Genomic DNA, 15,271 nt, shown 5'->3' with positions numbered 1-15,271 from the left:
TTTGACGATCGATCGAAAAACGGGCCTCAGGGATGTGCACGGCGGACGCGATCGATCGTCAGGCACATGCCAGTCGAATCCTGTCTCCGGGCGGTCAGCGGCCAATCGCCGGTAGCGAGCGATTGTTGGGTGGTCGGCGCCAATCGGCCGATCGAGCATTCGGGTACCACCGGCGGTGCTGCTTTCCCACCAAGGCGGGTCTGATGGATCATATTGCTTTCCTTCGTTCTTCGATTGCGAGGGCAACCCAAAGGTGAATCGGCCGGCAATTTTGCCGCCGCAACGAAGGCTTCACAAAAATCGTGCCAGTTGCTCCGCGGCAAGCTCTGAACATCTTTGGCTCTGTTCATTGCTTTACGCGTGAGTGCATCGCGAACTCAGGCGCCCTTCCTGTGACGCGGACGCGACAAACCCGACAGTAAGTGTCGGTTGTCGGACGTCTCCCCAGCAATCGAGCATAAGAGACGTCGGGATGTCCTACGGTTTTTGACACGTCTTCCCTTTGGCACGGTCCATGCGAGATGATCCACGAAAACGCCGGACCGAGGAGAAATCGAGCCATGATTACGCTCACCGACAACGCTGTTGCCGCCATCAAGGCCGCTCTTTACCGCGCCAGCGAGCCGGCGGAAGGATTTCGCATCATGGTCCATGCCGGCGGCTGCGCCGGCTTCCAATACTCAATGGGCCTGGAGAGCGTCTCACGTGAGGGCGATGCGATCATCGAGCGAGATGGGCTCAAGGTGTTCATGGATAGAGGCTCCCAACCCCATGCCGCCGGCATGACCGTGGACTTCGTCACTGGGCTCGAAACATCCGGCTTTGTTTTCGATAACCCCAATGCGCGTGAGACGTGCGGCTGCGGCAAGTCCTGCAAATGATTGCGAGGGAACAGGCTATGTTCGACTATAGCGACGCCAAGGAATACTGCGTCGAACCGGTAACCGCCGGCGCTCTGGAACCGGCCGACACGCACTGTCGGCCCGGAACAATTGCGTTCGGTGATGCACCAAATCGCGATCATCGATCGTTGCCGTGGGCAAGCAAACAAAATTGCCCGAAACAGCTGAATTCCCGGCGGATGCCGCCACCAAAGGGCAATGTCGACAGCGACCGGTCAGCCAAGCCATCGCTCCCCCGGCCGCCCACCTTACCAGATACGATATGCGCCAGAGGTTCAATGGCCCGACTACCCTTGAATCATTTCAGCAGTTGAAGGATCACTCCCATGAACCCTGTCTATCTCGACAACAACGCAACGACGCGGGTTGATCCTGCAGTCGTTGGAGCGATGTTGCCTTTCTTTACGGAGCAATTTGGCAATCATTCGTCCATGCACGCCTATGGCGCATCGGTTGCTGAAGCCGTGAGAAAGGCGAGGCAACAGTTGCAAGCCCTCATCGGCGCGGGATTCGAGGACGAGATCATCTTCACCTCGGGCGGGACTGAAAGCGACAGTACAGCCATCCTTTCGGCGCTGGAGGTGATGCCCGACCGAACGGAAATAGTGACTTCCGCGGTTGAACATCCGGCCGTTCTGAAGTTGTGCGCGCACCTTGAGAAGACGCGCGGCGTCAAGGTGCACATTATCCCAGTCGATCACTACGGCCGGCTCGACCTGGACGCCTACAGAACCGCCCTCACCCCACAAGTGGCAATCGTCTCGATAATGTGGGCGAACAATGAGACCGGTACGATCTTTCCCGTGGTTAAGCTTGCCGATCTAGCCAGGGAAGTCGGCGCGCTTTTCCACACTGATGCAGTGCAGGCGGTCGGAAGGCTTCCGATTGAGCTGAAATCGACCGCGATCGACATGCTGTCGCTCTCCGCCCACAAGCTGCATGGTCCAAAGGGGATAGGCGCGCTTTATGTAAGACGTGGCGTGCGCTTCTCCTCCATGATCAAGGGTGGGCACCAAGAGCGCGACCGGCGTGCAGGCACTGAAAACACACCCGGCATAGTCGGACTGGGCATGGCGGCCGAACTCGCCTTGAAATTCATGGACGAGACAAAACGAATAAAATGGTTGCGCGACCGCCTTGAGAACGGGATCATCCAGCGCATCCCAAACACATCCATCAACGGCGATCCGCAAGAGCGATTGCCAAACACTGCAAACATTGGATTCGAAGGTATCGAAGGCGATGCAATTCCAATTGTCCTGAGCCGGCTGGGAATCGCCTGTTCCGCCGGGTCCGCCTGTGCCTCTGGCTCACTGGAACCGAGCCATGTTCTGATCGCTATGAACGCGGCATGTGGGGCAGTCCGCTTCTCCTTGTCGCGTGACAACGGCGAAGATGACGTAGACCGCGTGCTTGAGGTCCTGCCTGCGATCACCGAGAAGCTACGGGCCGTTCCCAGTGCTGGACTGTGCGGGCGAGGTGCAGAACAGCTTCATTCCGGCCCGGGTCCGAGCGGCACAATAGCCGACGAGCCGTGAGGTCTTCCTCAACGTGACGACCCTGCGCAAGGAGAGCAGTTAAACTCGGGGTCGCCTTCACCACTTCAGAAAAGCTTGAGATCGCCAAGTCTCTTGCCCAGCCGCCGTGCCAGAGGTCGGCACGCCGTCAGCAATGTCACCAATGCATCGACACCACAATTTCGCGCCGGGAGAATACAATGAACTGCTCCGCTGATAGCCGCCCGATCGATCGCACCGATATCCTAGCGCGACTGAAGGGCCTGTCGGCCGCGGAGGACTTCTTCGCCTGCCTTGACGTCTCCTACGACCCGAAAGTGATGAATGTCTCGCGGCTCCATATCATGAAGCGCGTGGGCCAATACCTTGCCGAAGAAGATTTCTCCGGTCTGCCTAACCAGGTAATCGCCGCGCGGGTGCGCGCCAAGCTGGAACGCGCCTACGAAGATTTCGCGACTTCCTCGCCGCTCACGCAACGTGTGTTCAAGGTGCTAAGGGACCACGATCCAAACATATGTCCCGCACCTGGCCGCGCCTTCGTCCCGCTCGACTCTGCACTGAAGCGGTTCGGAAAGTAATGAGCCCGACACGGCTGCGACGCGACAATGTCGAGAAGTCGACAAATCCAGTCCTCATGACGCCTCCTCGGAAGCAAACGAAGCCACCTTCTGGAATAGAGGCAGGAAGACGACTTGGCATGAACGATGCAGGCAATGAGGTGAACCGCCAAGCACGAATCCGGACTGGGAGCTTAGAGAAACCGCCAATGCATATCGTAGTCTGCATCAAGCAGGTGCCGGATTCGGCACAGATCCGCGTGCACCCGGTGACGAACACGATCATGCGTCAGGGTGTTCCGACCATCATCAATCCTTACGACCTGTTCGCCCTCGAAGAAGCGCTCAAACTGCGCGACGTTCATGGTGGCGAGGTTACTGTGCTCACAATGGGTCCGCCCATGGCGGAGGACTCGCTGCGAAAGGCGCTCGGTTACGGTGCTGACCGAGCAGTTCTCTTGACGGACCGCTATTTTGCCGGATCCGATACGCTGGCGACTTCCTTTGCTCTTTCGCAAGCAATCGCAAAAATTGGGGAGACTTTCGGCAGGCCGGACATCGTCTTCACCGGCAAGCAGACGATTGACGGCGATACCGCCCAGGTCGGACCGGGCATAGCCAAGCGCCTAGATTTATCGCAACTTACCTATGTCGCGAAGATTGCCTCCATCGATCTCGATACGCGAGAGATCGAAGTCGCTCGTCGCGCCGAAGGCGGCACCCAGTTGCTGAAGAGCAGACTCCCTTGCCTCATTACCATGCTGGAAGACACCAACGAAATCCGCCGGGGCTCGCTCCAGCAGGCTCTGTGCGCGGCGCGCAGCCAAGTCGTGAAGTGGACTGCAGCCGACGCCGGCATTGACGATCTCACCCGGTGCGGTCTGCGTGGCTCGCCTACAGTCGTCAAGCGTGTTTTCGCCCCCACCGCACGGGCAGAAAGGGCGGCGCAGATCGACACCGCGGAAAGGGGCTTGCAGGACATAGCCGATGAACTCATCGCCGATATCTTAACCCGCCGGCCGGCGCTGGAACATGAGCTGGCCTTCAACAGCGGCACGTGACGGCCAGGAGCAGAAAATGTCGACCGCAAGCCAAACTACCCCTCGCATTGCCCCCGGCCGTGCCGGTGTAAAGAAAGAACTTCCCGACCGTTTCAAAGACTACCGGCACGTGTGGGTCTTCCTCGAGCTCGAACGCGGCAATGTGCATCCTGTATCATTCGAACTGCTGGGCGAAGGCCGCAAATTAGCCGACAAGCTTGAAGTCCAGCTCGCGGGCGTCGTGCTGGGACCGCCGGGCGAGATGGTCGAGGACGCTGTTGCCGAGGCCTTCGCTTACGGGGCGGATCTTGTCTACATCGTCGATGCGCCGCCGCTCGCCGACTACCGGAACGAGCCGTTCGCCAAGGCGCTCACGGATCTGGTCAATACCCATAAACCCGAAATCCTCCTTCTCGGCGCGACCACACTGGGCAGGGATCTTGCAGGCTCGGTAGCGACGACCCTGCAGACGGGGCTCACGGCCGACTGCACCGAACTTGATGTAGATTCCGACGGTTCACTCGCCGCGACCCGTCCGACTTTTGGTGGCTCATTGTTGTGTACGATCTATACACTAAATTACCGGCCGCAAATGGCGACGGTGCGACCAAGGGTCATGCCTATGCCGCAACGGGTGGATAAGCCGGTCGGGCGTGTCATGCGGCACAAGCTGTCGCTCGTTGAGGACGATATCGTCACCAAAGTCCTCGGCTTCCTACCGGATAACCAGTCGGCAATGGCAAATCTTGCCTATGCGGATGTCGTGGTTGCGGGAGGCCTCGGTCTCGGAGCGGCGGAGAACCTTCAGCTTGTGAAGAATCTTGCCCGAGCGATCGGCGCCGAGCATGGCTGTTCGCGCCCCTTGGTCCAGAAGGGCTGGATGCCGGCTGATCGACAGATTGGACAAACTGGCAAGACCATTCGACCGAAGCTTTACATCGCGGCCGGAATTTCCGGCGCCATCCAGCACCGAGTTGGGGTCGAGGGGGCCGATCTCATCGTCGCGATCAACACCGATCCGAACGCGCCGATTTTCGAGTTCGCCCACCTCGGGATCGTCACGGATGCAATCCGCTTCCTGCCCGCACTGACGGAAGCCTTCACCCGGCGGCTGTCGCCGCACAGTCGAGACAAGCTTGCGAGTTGAGGGAGAGGACATGATTGAACAATTCGATGCCATTGTGGTCGGAGCCGGCATGTCTGGAAACGCAGCTGCTTACACTTTGGCAAGCCAGGGGCTGAAGGTCCTGCAGTTGGAGCGCGGGGAATATCCGGGCTCTAAGAACGTCCAGGGTGCCATAATGTACGCGAACATGCTGGAGAAGATCATCCCGGACTTCCGGGATGATGCGCCCCTCGAGCGGCACCTGGTCGAACAGCGACTTTGGGTGATGGACGACACGTCTCACACCGGAATTCATTACCGGTCGGACGACTTCAATGAGGCGAAACCCAACCGCTACACGATCATCCGCGCCCAGTTCGACAAATGGTTTTCCCGCAAGGTGCGCGAGGCTGGCGCGACGGTCCTGTGTGAGACGACCGCGACGGAACTCGTCCGTGATGGCAATGGCAAGGTGATCGGCGTCCGCACAGACCGGGCTGGCGGAGTGGTCTTCGCGAATGTGGTCGTTCTCGCAGAAGGGGTGTCGGGATTGCTTGGCACTCGCGCAGGCCTGCGCGAGATGCCGAAGCCGGAGACCGTGGCGATTGCCGTCAAGGAAATGCATTTCTTGCCCGAAGAGGTCATTGGCCAGCGGTTCGGGGTGAAGGGCGATGAAGGCTGCGTAATCGAGGCCGTGGGCACGATCTCTCGCAGCATGGCCGGGCTCGGCTTCCTTTACACCAATAAGGAGTCGATTTCACTCGGCATCGGCTGCCTGGTCTCGGATTTCGCCGCGACGATGGAGAGCCCGTCCGCCCTCCTGGATGCGATGAAAAACCATCCTTCGATCCGGCCGCTGATCGCTGGCTCGGAGGTGAAAGAATATGCCGCCCATCTTATCCCCGAAGGTGGTTACAGGGCCATTCCGCAGCTATTCGGCGACGGTTGGGTCATCGTCGGCGACGCAGCGCAACTGAACAATGCCATTCACCGTGAGGGTTCGAACCTTGCCATGACCTCGGGTCGTGTCGCGGCTGAGGCGATCATCAAAGTCAAAAGCCGCAACGGTCCTATGACCAAAGCGAACCTTGCGCTCTACAAGACGATGCTGGATGACTCCTTTGTGATCAAGGATCTTAAGAAATACAAGGACATGCCAGCCTTACTCCACACCAATTCCAGCAACTTTTTTGACAGCTATCCGCGGTTGATGTCGCATGCCGCTCAGACCTTCATGCGTGTCGACGGCACGCCGAAGATCGAGAAGGAAAAGAACACCACGGCCGCCTTCATCAACGCGCGCTCGCGCTGGGGGTTGGTCAGCGACGCGGTCCGCCTGGCATTGGCATGGCGCTGAAGAGGGTACAAGATGACGATCGCAGTGACGAAGGTTCGTGTCGAGGACAAACTTTACCAGAACCGCTATCTGGTCGATTCCGGCCGCCCCCATATCATAGTGCGACCGCACGACAAGCCAAGCGCGAACTTGCTTGCGTTGACCTACGTCTGTCCGGCGAAATGCTATGAGTTGAATGACAAGGGTCAAGTCGAGATCACCGCCGACGGCTGCATGGAATGCGGCACCTGCCGGATATTGTGCGAGAAAGGCGGCGACATCGAGTGGAACTATCCGCGCGGCGGCTTTGGTGTCCTGTTCAAGTTCGGATGATCAGCCGGTGCCAAGAGCATGCCGGCAGCGAGCAACTGCGGCACACCATGAGCCTCTCCATCCACTTGCAAAGAGCTAGTGAATATTGGGTTTCGCAATTCAAGTTTCCTCGACTTGGTAGGGGTATCCTCAGGCCACGGGGCGCCTGTGCCGGACTTACCACCGGTAACGTGGTCGAGCCCCTTTGGACAATGTCCGGCCATCGTGCCGGATGGCAGCCACAACGGCCGGTGAGCAAATGGAACGGCACAATCCATGATAAAGACGTATGTGCTAGTGCATGGTGCCTGGCATGGCGGATGGTGTTGGCGGGACGTCGCCGCCAATCTTCGCAAGATGGGATGCCACGTGACCACGCCTACCCAGACAGGTGTCGGCGAACGCGCACGTTTGCTGTGCAAGGACATCACGCCCGACACATTCGTGACCGACATCGTCAACCACATTGTAACGGAAGAGCTGAGCGATGTGATCCTTGTCGGTCACAGTCTAGGCGGCATCAGCATCACCGGCGCCGCCGACCGGATACCCGACCATATCAGCCATCTCGTTTATCTCGACGGCGCCATCGTCGAGAGCGGTCAAAGTGTATTCAGCACCATGCCCCCCGACATCGTCGCCGCCCGTCGAAAATTGGTTGCGGAGGAAGGACGGGGTATCTTCATGCCGACTCCGCCGCCAACAGCATTCGGCACTCCCGAGGGACACTCGCTCACGGACTGGGTGCGGCGCCGGATAACACCGCATCCGGCAGGCACCTACGAAAGCGGACTTAAGCTCGAGCACCCGCTCGGCAACGGCAGACCCCGAACCTATGTCGTCTGCACTAATCCACTCCACCCGCCGATGGCGGGAGCGCGAGAATGGGTCGCGAAGCAGGATGGCTGGGCGTGGCAGGAACTCGCCACTGGCCACGACGCAATGATCCTCGCGCCGACGGAAGTTGCTCTCCTTCTTAGCGCTGTCGGCTGAGGAACCAAGTAGGGGGAGCGGCGGCCGATTCTCAGGCCGTGGCCTTGAGCTCTGGTGCAAGGATGTAGGCCCAACGGGTCGTTCCGGTGGCGCCACCGAAACCACTAGGCGGGAGTGGCCTGTCCTGCCGACGTCGCAAGCTTGCGAGCGTTCCGCCGCGGCCGCAGCCCGTAGCGCCGGGCAACCTCCGAGATCACCGCGTCGGCTCCAGGGTCTCGGAGATGACTCCGTGCCTTGTCGTCCATCGACCAATGCCGCCGACCAACAGCGCCGTTGATCACCCTCGAAAACGCCGAGGCTGCCGCTCAGGGTCAATCGTAAGTTCAAGTTCAGACACAAGCCGATCTCCGATCCACCTCAGAATCGGCAGGCCCACAGATCGCGGGTCCTCCTGGAAGGACACAGCGCTTACCCTTGAAATATGGAGAACCATGGCTTTGCGCCGTCGGCAGTTGAGCTGATCTCGCAATGCTATTTCCCCGGCAACGTCCGCGAGCCGGAGAACTGCGTGCTTGGCGTTCTCCTCTGGAAGGAACCAATCTTTCGGAACGTGGCAATGTCATCGACGAGCTCTCACGGGCCAGCACGATGCCGGTTCGGCGCATCGGCGCCCGCCTGAACACGAGATGGCCACTTGCGATTCTAACGATACGGCCGGACGGGGGCTGGGACCGCGGCGGACGAAGCGTGACGGCTGATCGACACAATGGAGAAGGCCGGCTGGGTTCAGGCTAATGCGGCTCGAATTCTCGGCCTCAAGCTGCGACAAGTCGGCTAGGCGATACGCCGGCATAGTATCGAGGTGAAGGAACTTCTAAGAGCCTGATGAGCCAATCGTCAGGCCAGTGGTCTTGCGCGCCCTGTGCGCGACAAGGAGTGCTTCGTGCTTCTGAACGGATTTGGACTTGCACTGTCGCAAGCAGGACAAAATTGTGTCGCGCCGGCCTGACACAATGCGATATCGACCCGAATAGTGAACTGAAGCCGCTTTTTTCAGTTGGTATGGCTCTTGCACCTTGAACCGCGACGTTACCAGCAACGGAGCCGTTTGATGTCCTCACCGACAGTTTCGATTGAGGGGCCGACTAGCACGACATCCGAGGGTCTTCTGGCAGCCGCGAAATCCGGTGGCTGCGCATCGTCTTCCTACGGCTCGTCGCCGACCAGCCCGGGCGAAGAGGATCCGGCTATTTGGGAAAGGATCAAGGATCACCCCTGCTTTTCGGAGGAAGCGCATCATTATTTCGCGCGTATGCATGTGGCGGTCGCGCCGGCTTGCAATGTCCAGTGCAACTATTGCAATCGCAAATACGATTGCGCCAACGAGAGCCGGCCTGGTGTTGTGTCTGAGAAGTTGACGCCCGACCAAGCGCTACGCAAGGTCATCGCCGTTGCCAACAAAGTTCCGCAGCTTTCGGTTCTTGGCATCGCTGGGCCGGGGGATGCCTGTTACGATTGGGAGAAAACGAAGGCAACGTTCGACCGCGTCATCAGGGAAATCCCCGACATAAAGCTGTGCGTCTCCACTAATGGGCTCGTGCTGCCGGACCATGTCGCCGAGCTTGCCGAAATGAATGTTGATCACGTGACGATCACCATCAACATGGTCGACCCGGAAGTCGGCGCGAAGATCTATCCATGGATCTTTTATGAAAATCGCCGCTACTTCGGCATCGAAGCCGCTCGAATCTTGCACGCGCGGCAGATGCTGGGCCTGGAGATGCTGAGCGCGCGCGGCATCCTCACCAAAATCAACTCGGTGATGATTCCTGGAGTGAACGACCAGCACCTGTTTGAGGTGAACAAAATGGTCAGGGAGCGGGGCGCGTTTCTGCACAACGTGATGCCTCTGATTTCGGACCCGGCGCACGGTACCCACTACGGACTCATCGGGCAGCGCGGCCCAACGGCAACGGAGATGATGGCTCTTCAGGATCGACTTGAAGGTGGCGCCAAGTTGATGCGCCACTGCCGGCAGTGCCGGGCAGATGCTGTCGGCCTGCTCGGTGAAGATCGTGGCCAGGAATTCACGCTGGACGGTATTCCCGACGATGTCGCCTACGATGCTGGCAAGCGTCAGGCCTATCGGCAGGTGGTCGCACACGAGCGCCGTGATCATGAGGCGGCGAGGAGCGAGGCCATCGGTATGGTCAAGGCAACAGACTCCGAAAAGTCGCTTCTGGTTGCGGTGGCCACTAAGGGAGGTGGACGGGTCAACGAACACTTCGGCCACGCGAAGGAATTCCAGGTTTATGAAGTCTCGCCTAGAGGGATCAGCTTGGTCGGGCATCGGAAGGTCGAGCGGTATTGCCTCGGAGGCGGGGGCGAAGACGCCATCCTCGAGGGCGTCATCGCAGCGCTCGAAGGCATACACATAGTGCTATGCGCCAAGATCGGAAATCGCCCGAAGGAACAACTCTCGCGAGTTGGACTGCGCGTAACCGACGCCTATGGCCATGACTACATCGAGACCGCAGTCAGCGCACTTTACGCGGCAGAGTTTGGGATCAGACCACTAGCGGCGACGGCCTGAGCCGTCTCGTCCGATAACCAGGAGTTAGAATGGCTTTAAAGATCATCGCATCCCAATGTACCCAATGCGGGGCCTGCGAGTTCGAATGTCCTTCGGAAGCGATCAAGTTCAAGGGCGACGCCTATGTGATCGATCCAAACAAGTGCACCGAATGCAAGGAGGCCTTCGATACGCAGCAATGCGTGTCGGTCTGTCCGGTACCGAAAACCTGCGTTCCCGCTTGATTCCTACCGAAACGGTCGGGTTCGCCGCACGACGACGCCTGCAACCCGCGACCACAACAAAAGCCTCGAGAAAGGAATGGACAGCATGTGGTCCAGACGCGAACAGGAGGTCGAAATCGGCAGACCGCCACGGTTCATGCAGGGTGAGCGGGTCCGTGCGATACGCCACATAAAAAACGACGGCACCTATCCCGGCAAGGAGATCGGCGAAAACCTCGTGCGGAAGGGCGACGAAGGCTACGTGCGCGACATTGGAACCTTTCTCCAGCAATTCTTCATCTATGCGGTCGAATGGATCGATCGTGGCACGGTCGTCGGCATGCGAGCGCGCGAACTCATTAGCCTCGACAAAGTCGAGGTTCCCTGCGGAGCTGAAGGCATTTCCAACGGGGGAACAGCCGGATGAAAGTAATGATTCGCAGGACCGCTACTGGCTTGTCGGCTTATGTCCCCAAGAAGGATCTCGAAGAGCCGATCACCGAGATTGAGAACGCTGACTTATGGGGCGGGACCGTGACGCTCAGGAACGGTTGGCGGCTCATGCTGCCCGACCTTCCGCGCGACACGCGTTTGCCGATCACCGTCGAGGCGATGAAGATTTCCGACGGGGCCTGATGCCGGTGGGTTCAGTGGCGGAGAGGAAACGCGTATGAACACGATGCTGAGCTGGGACCATCTCGTCGTCGTCCGGGGCAGTTTTGCCAAAAAACTGATTGACCTGCTGAACGGCGCTCTCAAGGCCGATCGAGTGATCCCCTATCTCGGTCCTGGTCTTCTGCAGCTTAACCCACCGGAATCCCCTGTACCTTGCACCCCTGAAGATGTCGCCGCGGCCCTCAACAAGCGGGCGCCTGCCCCTTCCAGGATTCGCACCAATATGTGGTCGGTCGCGCAGTTTATCGAGCAGCGCCGACATCGTCGGACTCTCCAAGCGTGGATGGCGGAGATATTCGCAGCCCCCGCCGAGCCGACCGTTCTTCACGCCTGGCTCGCAACCCTTCAACTGTCTGTCATCATCGACAGCTGGTACGATGGCGCCATGCGAGCAGCCCTTGCAGAGGCCGGCCAAACAGACGTTGTCGAGATACAAGGAACGACGCGCGCGACCGGAATCGGTAACATCTGGACGAGAACTTACGATTTGTCAGGAACAGAACTCGAGGCCGAACAAGTGGCTAGGACGGTGCTCTATGCGCCGCACGGCAGCGTCAGGCCGGCGGCAAACTTCCTCGTGGCTGATTCCGATTACGTCGAAGTCCTAACCGAAATTGATATCCAGACGCCGATCCCGGACGCGGTGAAGCAACGGCGCGTCAACCGGGGTTTTTTCTTCGTGGGCTGCCGCTTCAACGATCAGATGCTGCGCACATATGCCAGACAGCTGATGAAGCGCTCCACTGGCCCACATTTTGCGGTGATCGATTCGGCTACGCTGACCAGAAACGAACGTCGTTTCCTTGCCGAAGGCGCAATCACGGTCATCGACATGCCGATCCGCAACGCCGCGGCTCGCCTCGTCGGGGTCGATGCTAGCCAGGATTAATGGCCGGCGATTGCTGGTGAGTCGCTGCTTGCCTCCAAGGGCGAAAACTCAGTTGGGAATACATTCGTGAGCAGTAATGCTAGTGGCAGCACAACGTAGGCTCTGAATTCGTTGGGCCATGTGAAAGGGTCCGCTGCTGCGGGACGTGAGCACGTTGCGGCGGCATTACGCACATGATCTTGTGACCCCCGTGGCAAAAGAACTGAAGCGCCCGAGTCGCGACAACATATGCAGCGCTCAATGGCTTCGACAAAAATTCGGCACAGTTTCGACAGTTCGCATGCACCTCCAGGGTCAACGAGGTTGATTATGCCTGTTTATGTGGGTCGGCCACGCGAGCAGGAATTCCCACTACCTTTGCCCCGGCGGGAACATCTCGTGTGACCACGCAGCCAGCGCCTACCACTGCATTATCACCAATCGTGACGCCAGGCAGAATGATTGCTCCACCGCCGATCCAGACACGGCTGCCAATGTGAACAGGACGCCCGACCTGCAGGCCGGCCTGCCGCTGCTCGGCATCATGTGGATGATCGGCGGTATAAATCTGCACAGCAGGCCCAATTGCCGTTCCTTGCCCGATTTTGACCTCTACCACGTCAAGAATAACGCAGTTGAAGTTGATGTAGGCATTGGCTCCAATGCGGATATTGAATCCGTAGTCGCAAAAAAAGGGCGGACGGATGACCGTTCCGCGCCCAACCTCTCCCAGCCGCTCGGACAAAAGCTCATGCCAATGCCCCGTGGTCTGCCCCAGCGTATCATTGTACCGCTTGAGCCAAGCCCCGGTTGCCAACAGGTCAGCTTGGATCTCCGGATCCGCCGCATTGTAAAACTCGCCTGCGAGCATCTTTTCTTTTTGGCTACGCATCATAGTCTCCCGTCAGGTCGTGTCCCGTACAGTGATGCAGGAACGCACATCAAACTGCCTCGGCAACTTTGTAACTCGATCTTGCCGGGCGCGCGGTCGGTCACGAGCCGGGGCGACAGTTTCGTCTCGACCAACTTCCAAGAATTTGGATATCGGAGATCAACCGGTCGCAGGGGCCAATACCTGACGAAGTCGGCAACTGTCCAGCGGTCGAACTCACTTTCATGCCCATCTCAGATTGCGTGATATCGAGCGGTAAGCCATCAGCTAATGTATCGACCAGGTCCCGCCAGAGGATTACTCCTTTTTAGTTTGTCAGTCGCAGAGCCCCAGTACGACTGGTGGTAGAAAGCACACGGCCGGAATCTTGGCAGCGCTGTTCACACCCACTTCGTAAGCCTGGCCGATGGGCTCGGCGCCAGAGCACCAATGCTTGACCTGCTCCAGCTCTTGCTCGGCGGGTTGTTTCAGAGACGCTTGATCTCGATACCGCGTTTTCTCAGCACGTAGCCGATCTGGCGCGGGGTCAAACCGAGCAGGCGCGCCGCCTTTGCCTGCACCCAGCCACACTTTTCCATGGCAGCAATGACCGTATCGGCATCGGGCACCCTACCACGAGTCGTGGCAGGGCCTATCGGCGCTTGCCCGTCGCCGACGGGCGGGGCGGCACAGGCGGCGGAAGGCTCGATCGTAGTCGACTTCTCTGACGTCGGCTGTCCGTTCTTCCACAGCGCCGCGGCCAAGCACTGATCCGCGTAACAGGCAAAGTCAGTTCTGAGGATTGATGGACCCGTCGCCAGAACTGCCGTCCGTTGAACGCAGTTTTCGAGCTCTCGGATGTTACCTGGAAATTCGCAGTTCATTAGCACCTCAATCGCTTCGGGAGCGAAGGTCAGCGTGTGATCATTCTCAGTATTGAAATTCTTGAGAAACTGAGCGGCCAAGAGCGGAATATCACCTCGCCTTTCGCGCAATGCCGGCACGCGTAAAGTGACGACGTTGATGCGATAATAGAGGTCTTGCCGGAACTCCTTGCGTTGAACTGCCGTTTCCAAGTCCCTGTTCGTTGCGGCAATCACGCGAACATCAACTTTAATGGTGTGGTTGCTGCCGACGCGCTCAAACTCCTGCTCCTGCAGGACACGCAGCAGCTTAGCCTGGAACGAACCTGATATTTCGCCAATCTCGTCCAGAAACAATGTGCCTTTGTCGGCAGCCTCAAAGCGCCCCTTGCGCAAACTGCTCGCGTCGGTGAAGGCACCCTTCTCATGACCGAACAAGTCAGATTCCAGAAGCGTCTCGGTGAGCGCCGCGCAATTGACCTTGATGAAGGGCTGCTTGGCGCGAGGCGAGAGCTCGTGAATGGCTTTGGCAACCAGCTCCTTGCCGGTTCCGGATTCACCTCGCAACAGGACCGTAGTCTTCGCCTTGGCCACCTTGACAAGGTGCTCACGCAGCTTGCGCAGCGCCTGACTATCGCCAAGCATCTCCTTGCTGATCTTTTTACGTTCCATTTGGCAGCCCATCCCACTCCGCCACCCGCCGGTAGAACTGCACTGGACGGTGAGCTGTGTTGTATTTCGCCATCATCATTCTCGATCTCACCTTTGTTGCTTCGAAATTTCCGGCGCGCGGACCCCCTCGGCAAATGGCAATGGCGCCTGAGCATCGTTGTCTTTCACCAGGACGAGCGTCTTCTCCTCCGTGCGGGCGCCCGCAATATGCGCGCTTGTTTGCGCAGGCCTTTACTCGACCGGTCGCCGTTCTGTCCGGCTTCTGCCGCACCGCAGCCTGCAAACCCATCCTTGACAAGAAAGGAGGGGAGTCAATCGAGCTCTCCTTGCATTCGTGCAAGGAAAATTGTCAGTTTGATAGAATTCTATCAAAACGGCAGAAACGCCCCGCCCCCAATTTGGCTGTACCTGCGGCGTTCAGCTTACGTGACGACATGTGCGGACTTGTCCCAATTGCCGTCCGAGTTGTGCGGGAAACAGTAGCCGCTGCGCTGTTCGCTTCAACCGCGTGATGCCGCTGACAGTAGAGGCGGCGGCTCGTCGAGCGAGGCTTCATTGTTCGGCTACTAAAGCGGCTGTGCTTTGGTGGGAGTTGGTTTCGCCCAAGTTCTGGGCCTGGGGGCGTCTAGCCCGTTTCGCCGCACAGGCTCCTCCCACATCGTCGAGGCCGAGAAGGAGGGACCCCACAGCCCTCCCTGTATCACAATGCCCCGCCCCTCAAGCAGCTAGATACGACAGGTGACCTCGAATGAGGCGTCTTGCATGGCTTCTACACCTGCCTGAATGCCAGAACTGCGTTCGTACCGCCCATGGCGAAGGCGTTG

At 58.8% G+C, this 15,271-nt stretch carries 16 protein-coding genes and 1 pseudogene; 14 read left to right on the top strand and 3 right to left on the bottom strand.

Annotated features, from left to right (window positions below):
- Positions 1–26: 26 nt before the first annotated feature.
- Complete coding sequence (locus P9254_RS28320; protein ID WP_126066777.1) at positions 27–350, bottom strand: hypothetical protein; 324 nt, start codon at positions 348–350, stop codon at positions 27–29.
- A 210-nt stretch (positions 351–560) separates the two neighbouring features.
- On the opposite strand from P9254_RS28320, the gene P9254_RS28315 reads away from it, so the two are divergent.
- The 14 genes from P9254_RS28315 to P9254_RS28250 all read left to right on the top strand — a co-directional run bounded on the left by P9254_RS28315 (position 561) and on the right by P9254_RS28250 (position 12,062).
- Positions 561–881, top strand: a complete 321-nt coding sequence (locus tag P9254_RS28315) for a HesB/IscA family protein (RefSeq protein WP_029356570.1) — start codon at positions 561–563, stop codon at positions 879–881.
- A gap of 347 nt (positions 882–1,228) precedes the next feature.
- Positions 1,229–2,440 carry a cysteine desulfurase NifS gene (gene nifS, locus P9254_RS28310; protein WP_063169388.1) on the top strand — a complete coding sequence of 404 codons (1,212 nt, stop codon included), beginning with the start codon at positions 1,229–1,231 and terminating at the stop codon, positions 2,438–2,440.
- A 179-nt stretch (positions 2,441–2,619) separates the two neighbouring features.
- Entirely contained in the window at positions 2,620–2,997 is a 378-nt protein-coding gene (gene nifW / locus P9254_RS28305; RefSeq protein WP_063169389.1) for a nitrogenase stabilizing/protective protein NifW, read from the top strand.
- Positions 2,998–3,185: 188 nt separating this feature from the next.
- Positions 3,186–4,037, top strand: a complete 852-nt coding sequence (locus P9254_RS28300) for an electron transfer flavoprotein subunit beta/FixA family protein (RefSeq protein WP_063169390.1) — start codon at positions 3,186–3,188, stop codon at positions 4,035–4,037.
- 16 nt (positions 4,038–4,053) lie between these two features.
- On the top strand, positions 4,054–5,163 hold the full coding sequence (locus P9254_RS28295; RefSeq protein WP_024505237.1) for an electron transfer flavoprotein subunit alpha/FixB family protein: 1,110 nt from the start codon (positions 4,054–4,056) through the stop codon (positions 5,161–5,163).
- A 10-nt stretch (positions 5,164–5,173) separates the two neighbouring features.
- Entirely contained in the window at positions 5,174–6,478 is a 1,305-nt protein-coding gene (locus P9254_RS28290; protein WP_063169391.1) for an FAD-binding protein, read from the top strand.
- A gap of 12 nt (positions 6,479–6,490) precedes the next feature.
- On the top strand, positions 6,491–6,790 hold the full coding sequence (locus P9254_RS28285) for a ferredoxin family protein (RefSeq protein WP_024505235.1): 300 nt from the start codon (positions 6,491–6,493) through the stop codon (positions 6,788–6,790).
- A 255-nt stretch (positions 6,791–7,045) separates the two neighbouring features.
- The gene (locus P9254_RS28280; protein ID WP_063169392.1) at positions 7,046–7,762 is read left to right on the top strand and encodes an alpha/beta fold hydrolase; all 717 of its coding nucleotides are present in this window, start codon (positions 7,046–7,048) and stop codon (positions 7,760–7,762) included.
- Positions 7,763–8,468: 706 nt separating this feature from the next.
- The gene (locus P9254_RS28275) at positions 8,469–8,540 is read left to right on the top strand and encodes a helix-turn-helix domain-containing protein (protein ID WP_245467364.1); all 72 of its coding nucleotides are present in this window, start codon (positions 8,469–8,471) and stop codon (positions 8,538–8,540) included.
- 273 nt (positions 8,541–8,813) lie between these two features.
- Complete coding sequence (gene nifB / locus P9254_RS28270; protein WP_063169393.1) at positions 8,814–10,295, top strand: nitrogenase cofactor biosynthesis protein NifB; 1,482 nt, start codon at positions 8,814–8,816, stop codon at positions 10,293–10,295.
- A 29-nt stretch (positions 10,296–10,324) separates the two neighbouring features.
- Positions 10,325–10,519 (top strand): 4Fe-4S binding protein, encoded by a 195-nt coding sequence (locus P9254_RS28265; protein ID WP_024505232.1) that lies wholly within the window; start codon positions 10,325–10,327, stop codon positions 10,517–10,519.
- Between the two features lie 85 nt (positions 10,520–10,604).
- Positions 10,605–10,925: a nitrogen fixation protein NifZ gene (locus P9254_RS28260; protein ID WP_024505231.1), complete on the top strand. Its 321-nt coding sequence runs from the start codon at positions 10,605–10,607 to the stop codon at positions 10,923–10,925.
- Positions 10,922–11,134, top strand: coding sequence for a putative nitrogen fixation protein NifT (gene nifT / locus P9254_RS28255; protein WP_024505230.1), 213 nt, complete (start codon positions 10,922–10,924; stop codon positions 11,132–11,134). Before P9254_RS28260 ends, nifT begins: the two co-directional genes overlap by 4 nt.
- 34 nt (positions 11,135–11,168) lie before the next feature.
- Positions 11,169–12,062, top strand: coding sequence for an SIR2 family NAD-dependent protein deacylase (locus tag P9254_RS28250; protein WP_024505229.1), 894 nt, complete (start codon positions 11,169–11,171; stop codon positions 12,060–12,062).
- Positions 12,063–12,369: 307 nt separating this feature from the next.
- Here P9254_RS28250 and P9254_RS28245 read toward each other — a convergent pair whose 3' ends face one another.
- Together P9254_RS28245 and nifA are read right to left on the bottom strand one after the other, a co-directional pair.
- Positions 12,370–12,936, bottom strand: coding sequence for a sugar O-acetyltransferase (locus P9254_RS28245; RefSeq protein ID WP_024505228.1), 567 nt, complete (start codon positions 12,934–12,936; stop codon positions 12,370–12,372).
- 464 nt (positions 12,937–13,400) lie between these two features.
- Positions 13,401–14,444: pseudogene (gene nifA / locus P9254_RS28240) on the bottom strand (nif-specific transcriptional activator NifA); the annotation flags it as partial.
- Between the last annotated feature and the right edge of the window lie 827 nt (positions 14,445–15,271).

Origin of the sequence: Mesorhizobium sp. WSM4983, assembly GCF_029625765.1 — a bacterium.
Lineage (GTDB): Bacteria > Pseudomonadota > Alphaproteobacteria > Rhizobiales > Rhizobiaceae > Mesorhizobium.
This window is presented reverse-complemented; position numbering and strand designations above follow the sequence as displayed.

Coding starts and splice junctions, on each gene's coding strand:
- P9254_RS28295 (WP_024505237.1), top strand. CDS start 4,054: ATGTCGACCGCAAGCCAAACTACCCCTCGCATTGCCCCCGGCCGTGCC.
- P9254_RS28260 (WP_024505231.1), top strand. CDS start 10,605: ATGTGGTCCAGACGCGAACAGGAGGTCGAAATCGGCAGACCGCCACGG.
- P9254_RS28250 (WP_024505229.1), top strand. CDS start 11,169: ATGAACACGATGCTGAGCTGGGACCATCTCGTCGTCGTCCGGGGCAGT.
- nifW (WP_063169389.1), top strand. CDS start 2,620: ATGAACTGCTCCGCTGATAGCCGCCCGATCGATCGCACCGATATCCTA.
- P9254_RS28290 (WP_063169391.1), top strand. CDS start 5,174: ATGATTGAACAATTCGATGCCATTGTGGTCGGAGCCGGCATGTCTGGA.
- P9254_RS28245 (WP_024505228.1), bottom strand. CDS start 12,936: ATGATGCGTAGCCAAAAAGAAAAGATGCTCGCAGGCGAGTTTTACAAT.
- nifT (WP_024505230.1), top strand. CDS start 10,922: ATGAAAGTAATGATTCGCAGGACCGCTACTGGCTTGTCGGCTTATGTC.
- P9254_RS28300 (WP_063169390.1), top strand. CDS start 3,186: ATGCATATCGTAGTCTGCATCAAGCAGGTGCCGGATTCGGCACAGATC.
- nifB (WP_063169393.1), top strand. CDS start 8,814: ATGTCCTCACCGACAGTTTCGATTGAGGGGCCGACTAGCACGACATCC.
- P9254_RS28280 (WP_063169392.1), top strand. CDS start 7,046: ATGATAAAGACGTATGTGCTAGTGCATGGTGCCTGGCATGGCGGATGG.
- P9254_RS28265 (WP_024505232.1), top strand. CDS start 10,325: ATGGCTTTAAAGATCATCGCATCCCAATGTACCCAATGCGGGGCCTGC.
- P9254_RS28320 (WP_126066777.1), bottom strand. CDS start 350: ATGAACAGAGCCAAAGATGTTCAGAGCTTGCCGCGGAGCAACTGGCAC.
- P9254_RS28285 (WP_024505235.1), top strand. CDS start 6,491: ATGACGATCGCAGTGACGAAGGTTCGTGTCGAGGACAAACTTTACCAG.
- P9254_RS28315 (WP_029356570.1), top strand. CDS start 561: ATGATTACGCTCACCGACAACGCTGTTGCCGCCATCAAGGCCGCTCTT.
- nifS (WP_063169388.1), top strand. CDS start 1,229: ATGAACCCTGTCTATCTCGACAACAACGCAACGACGCGGGTTGATCCT.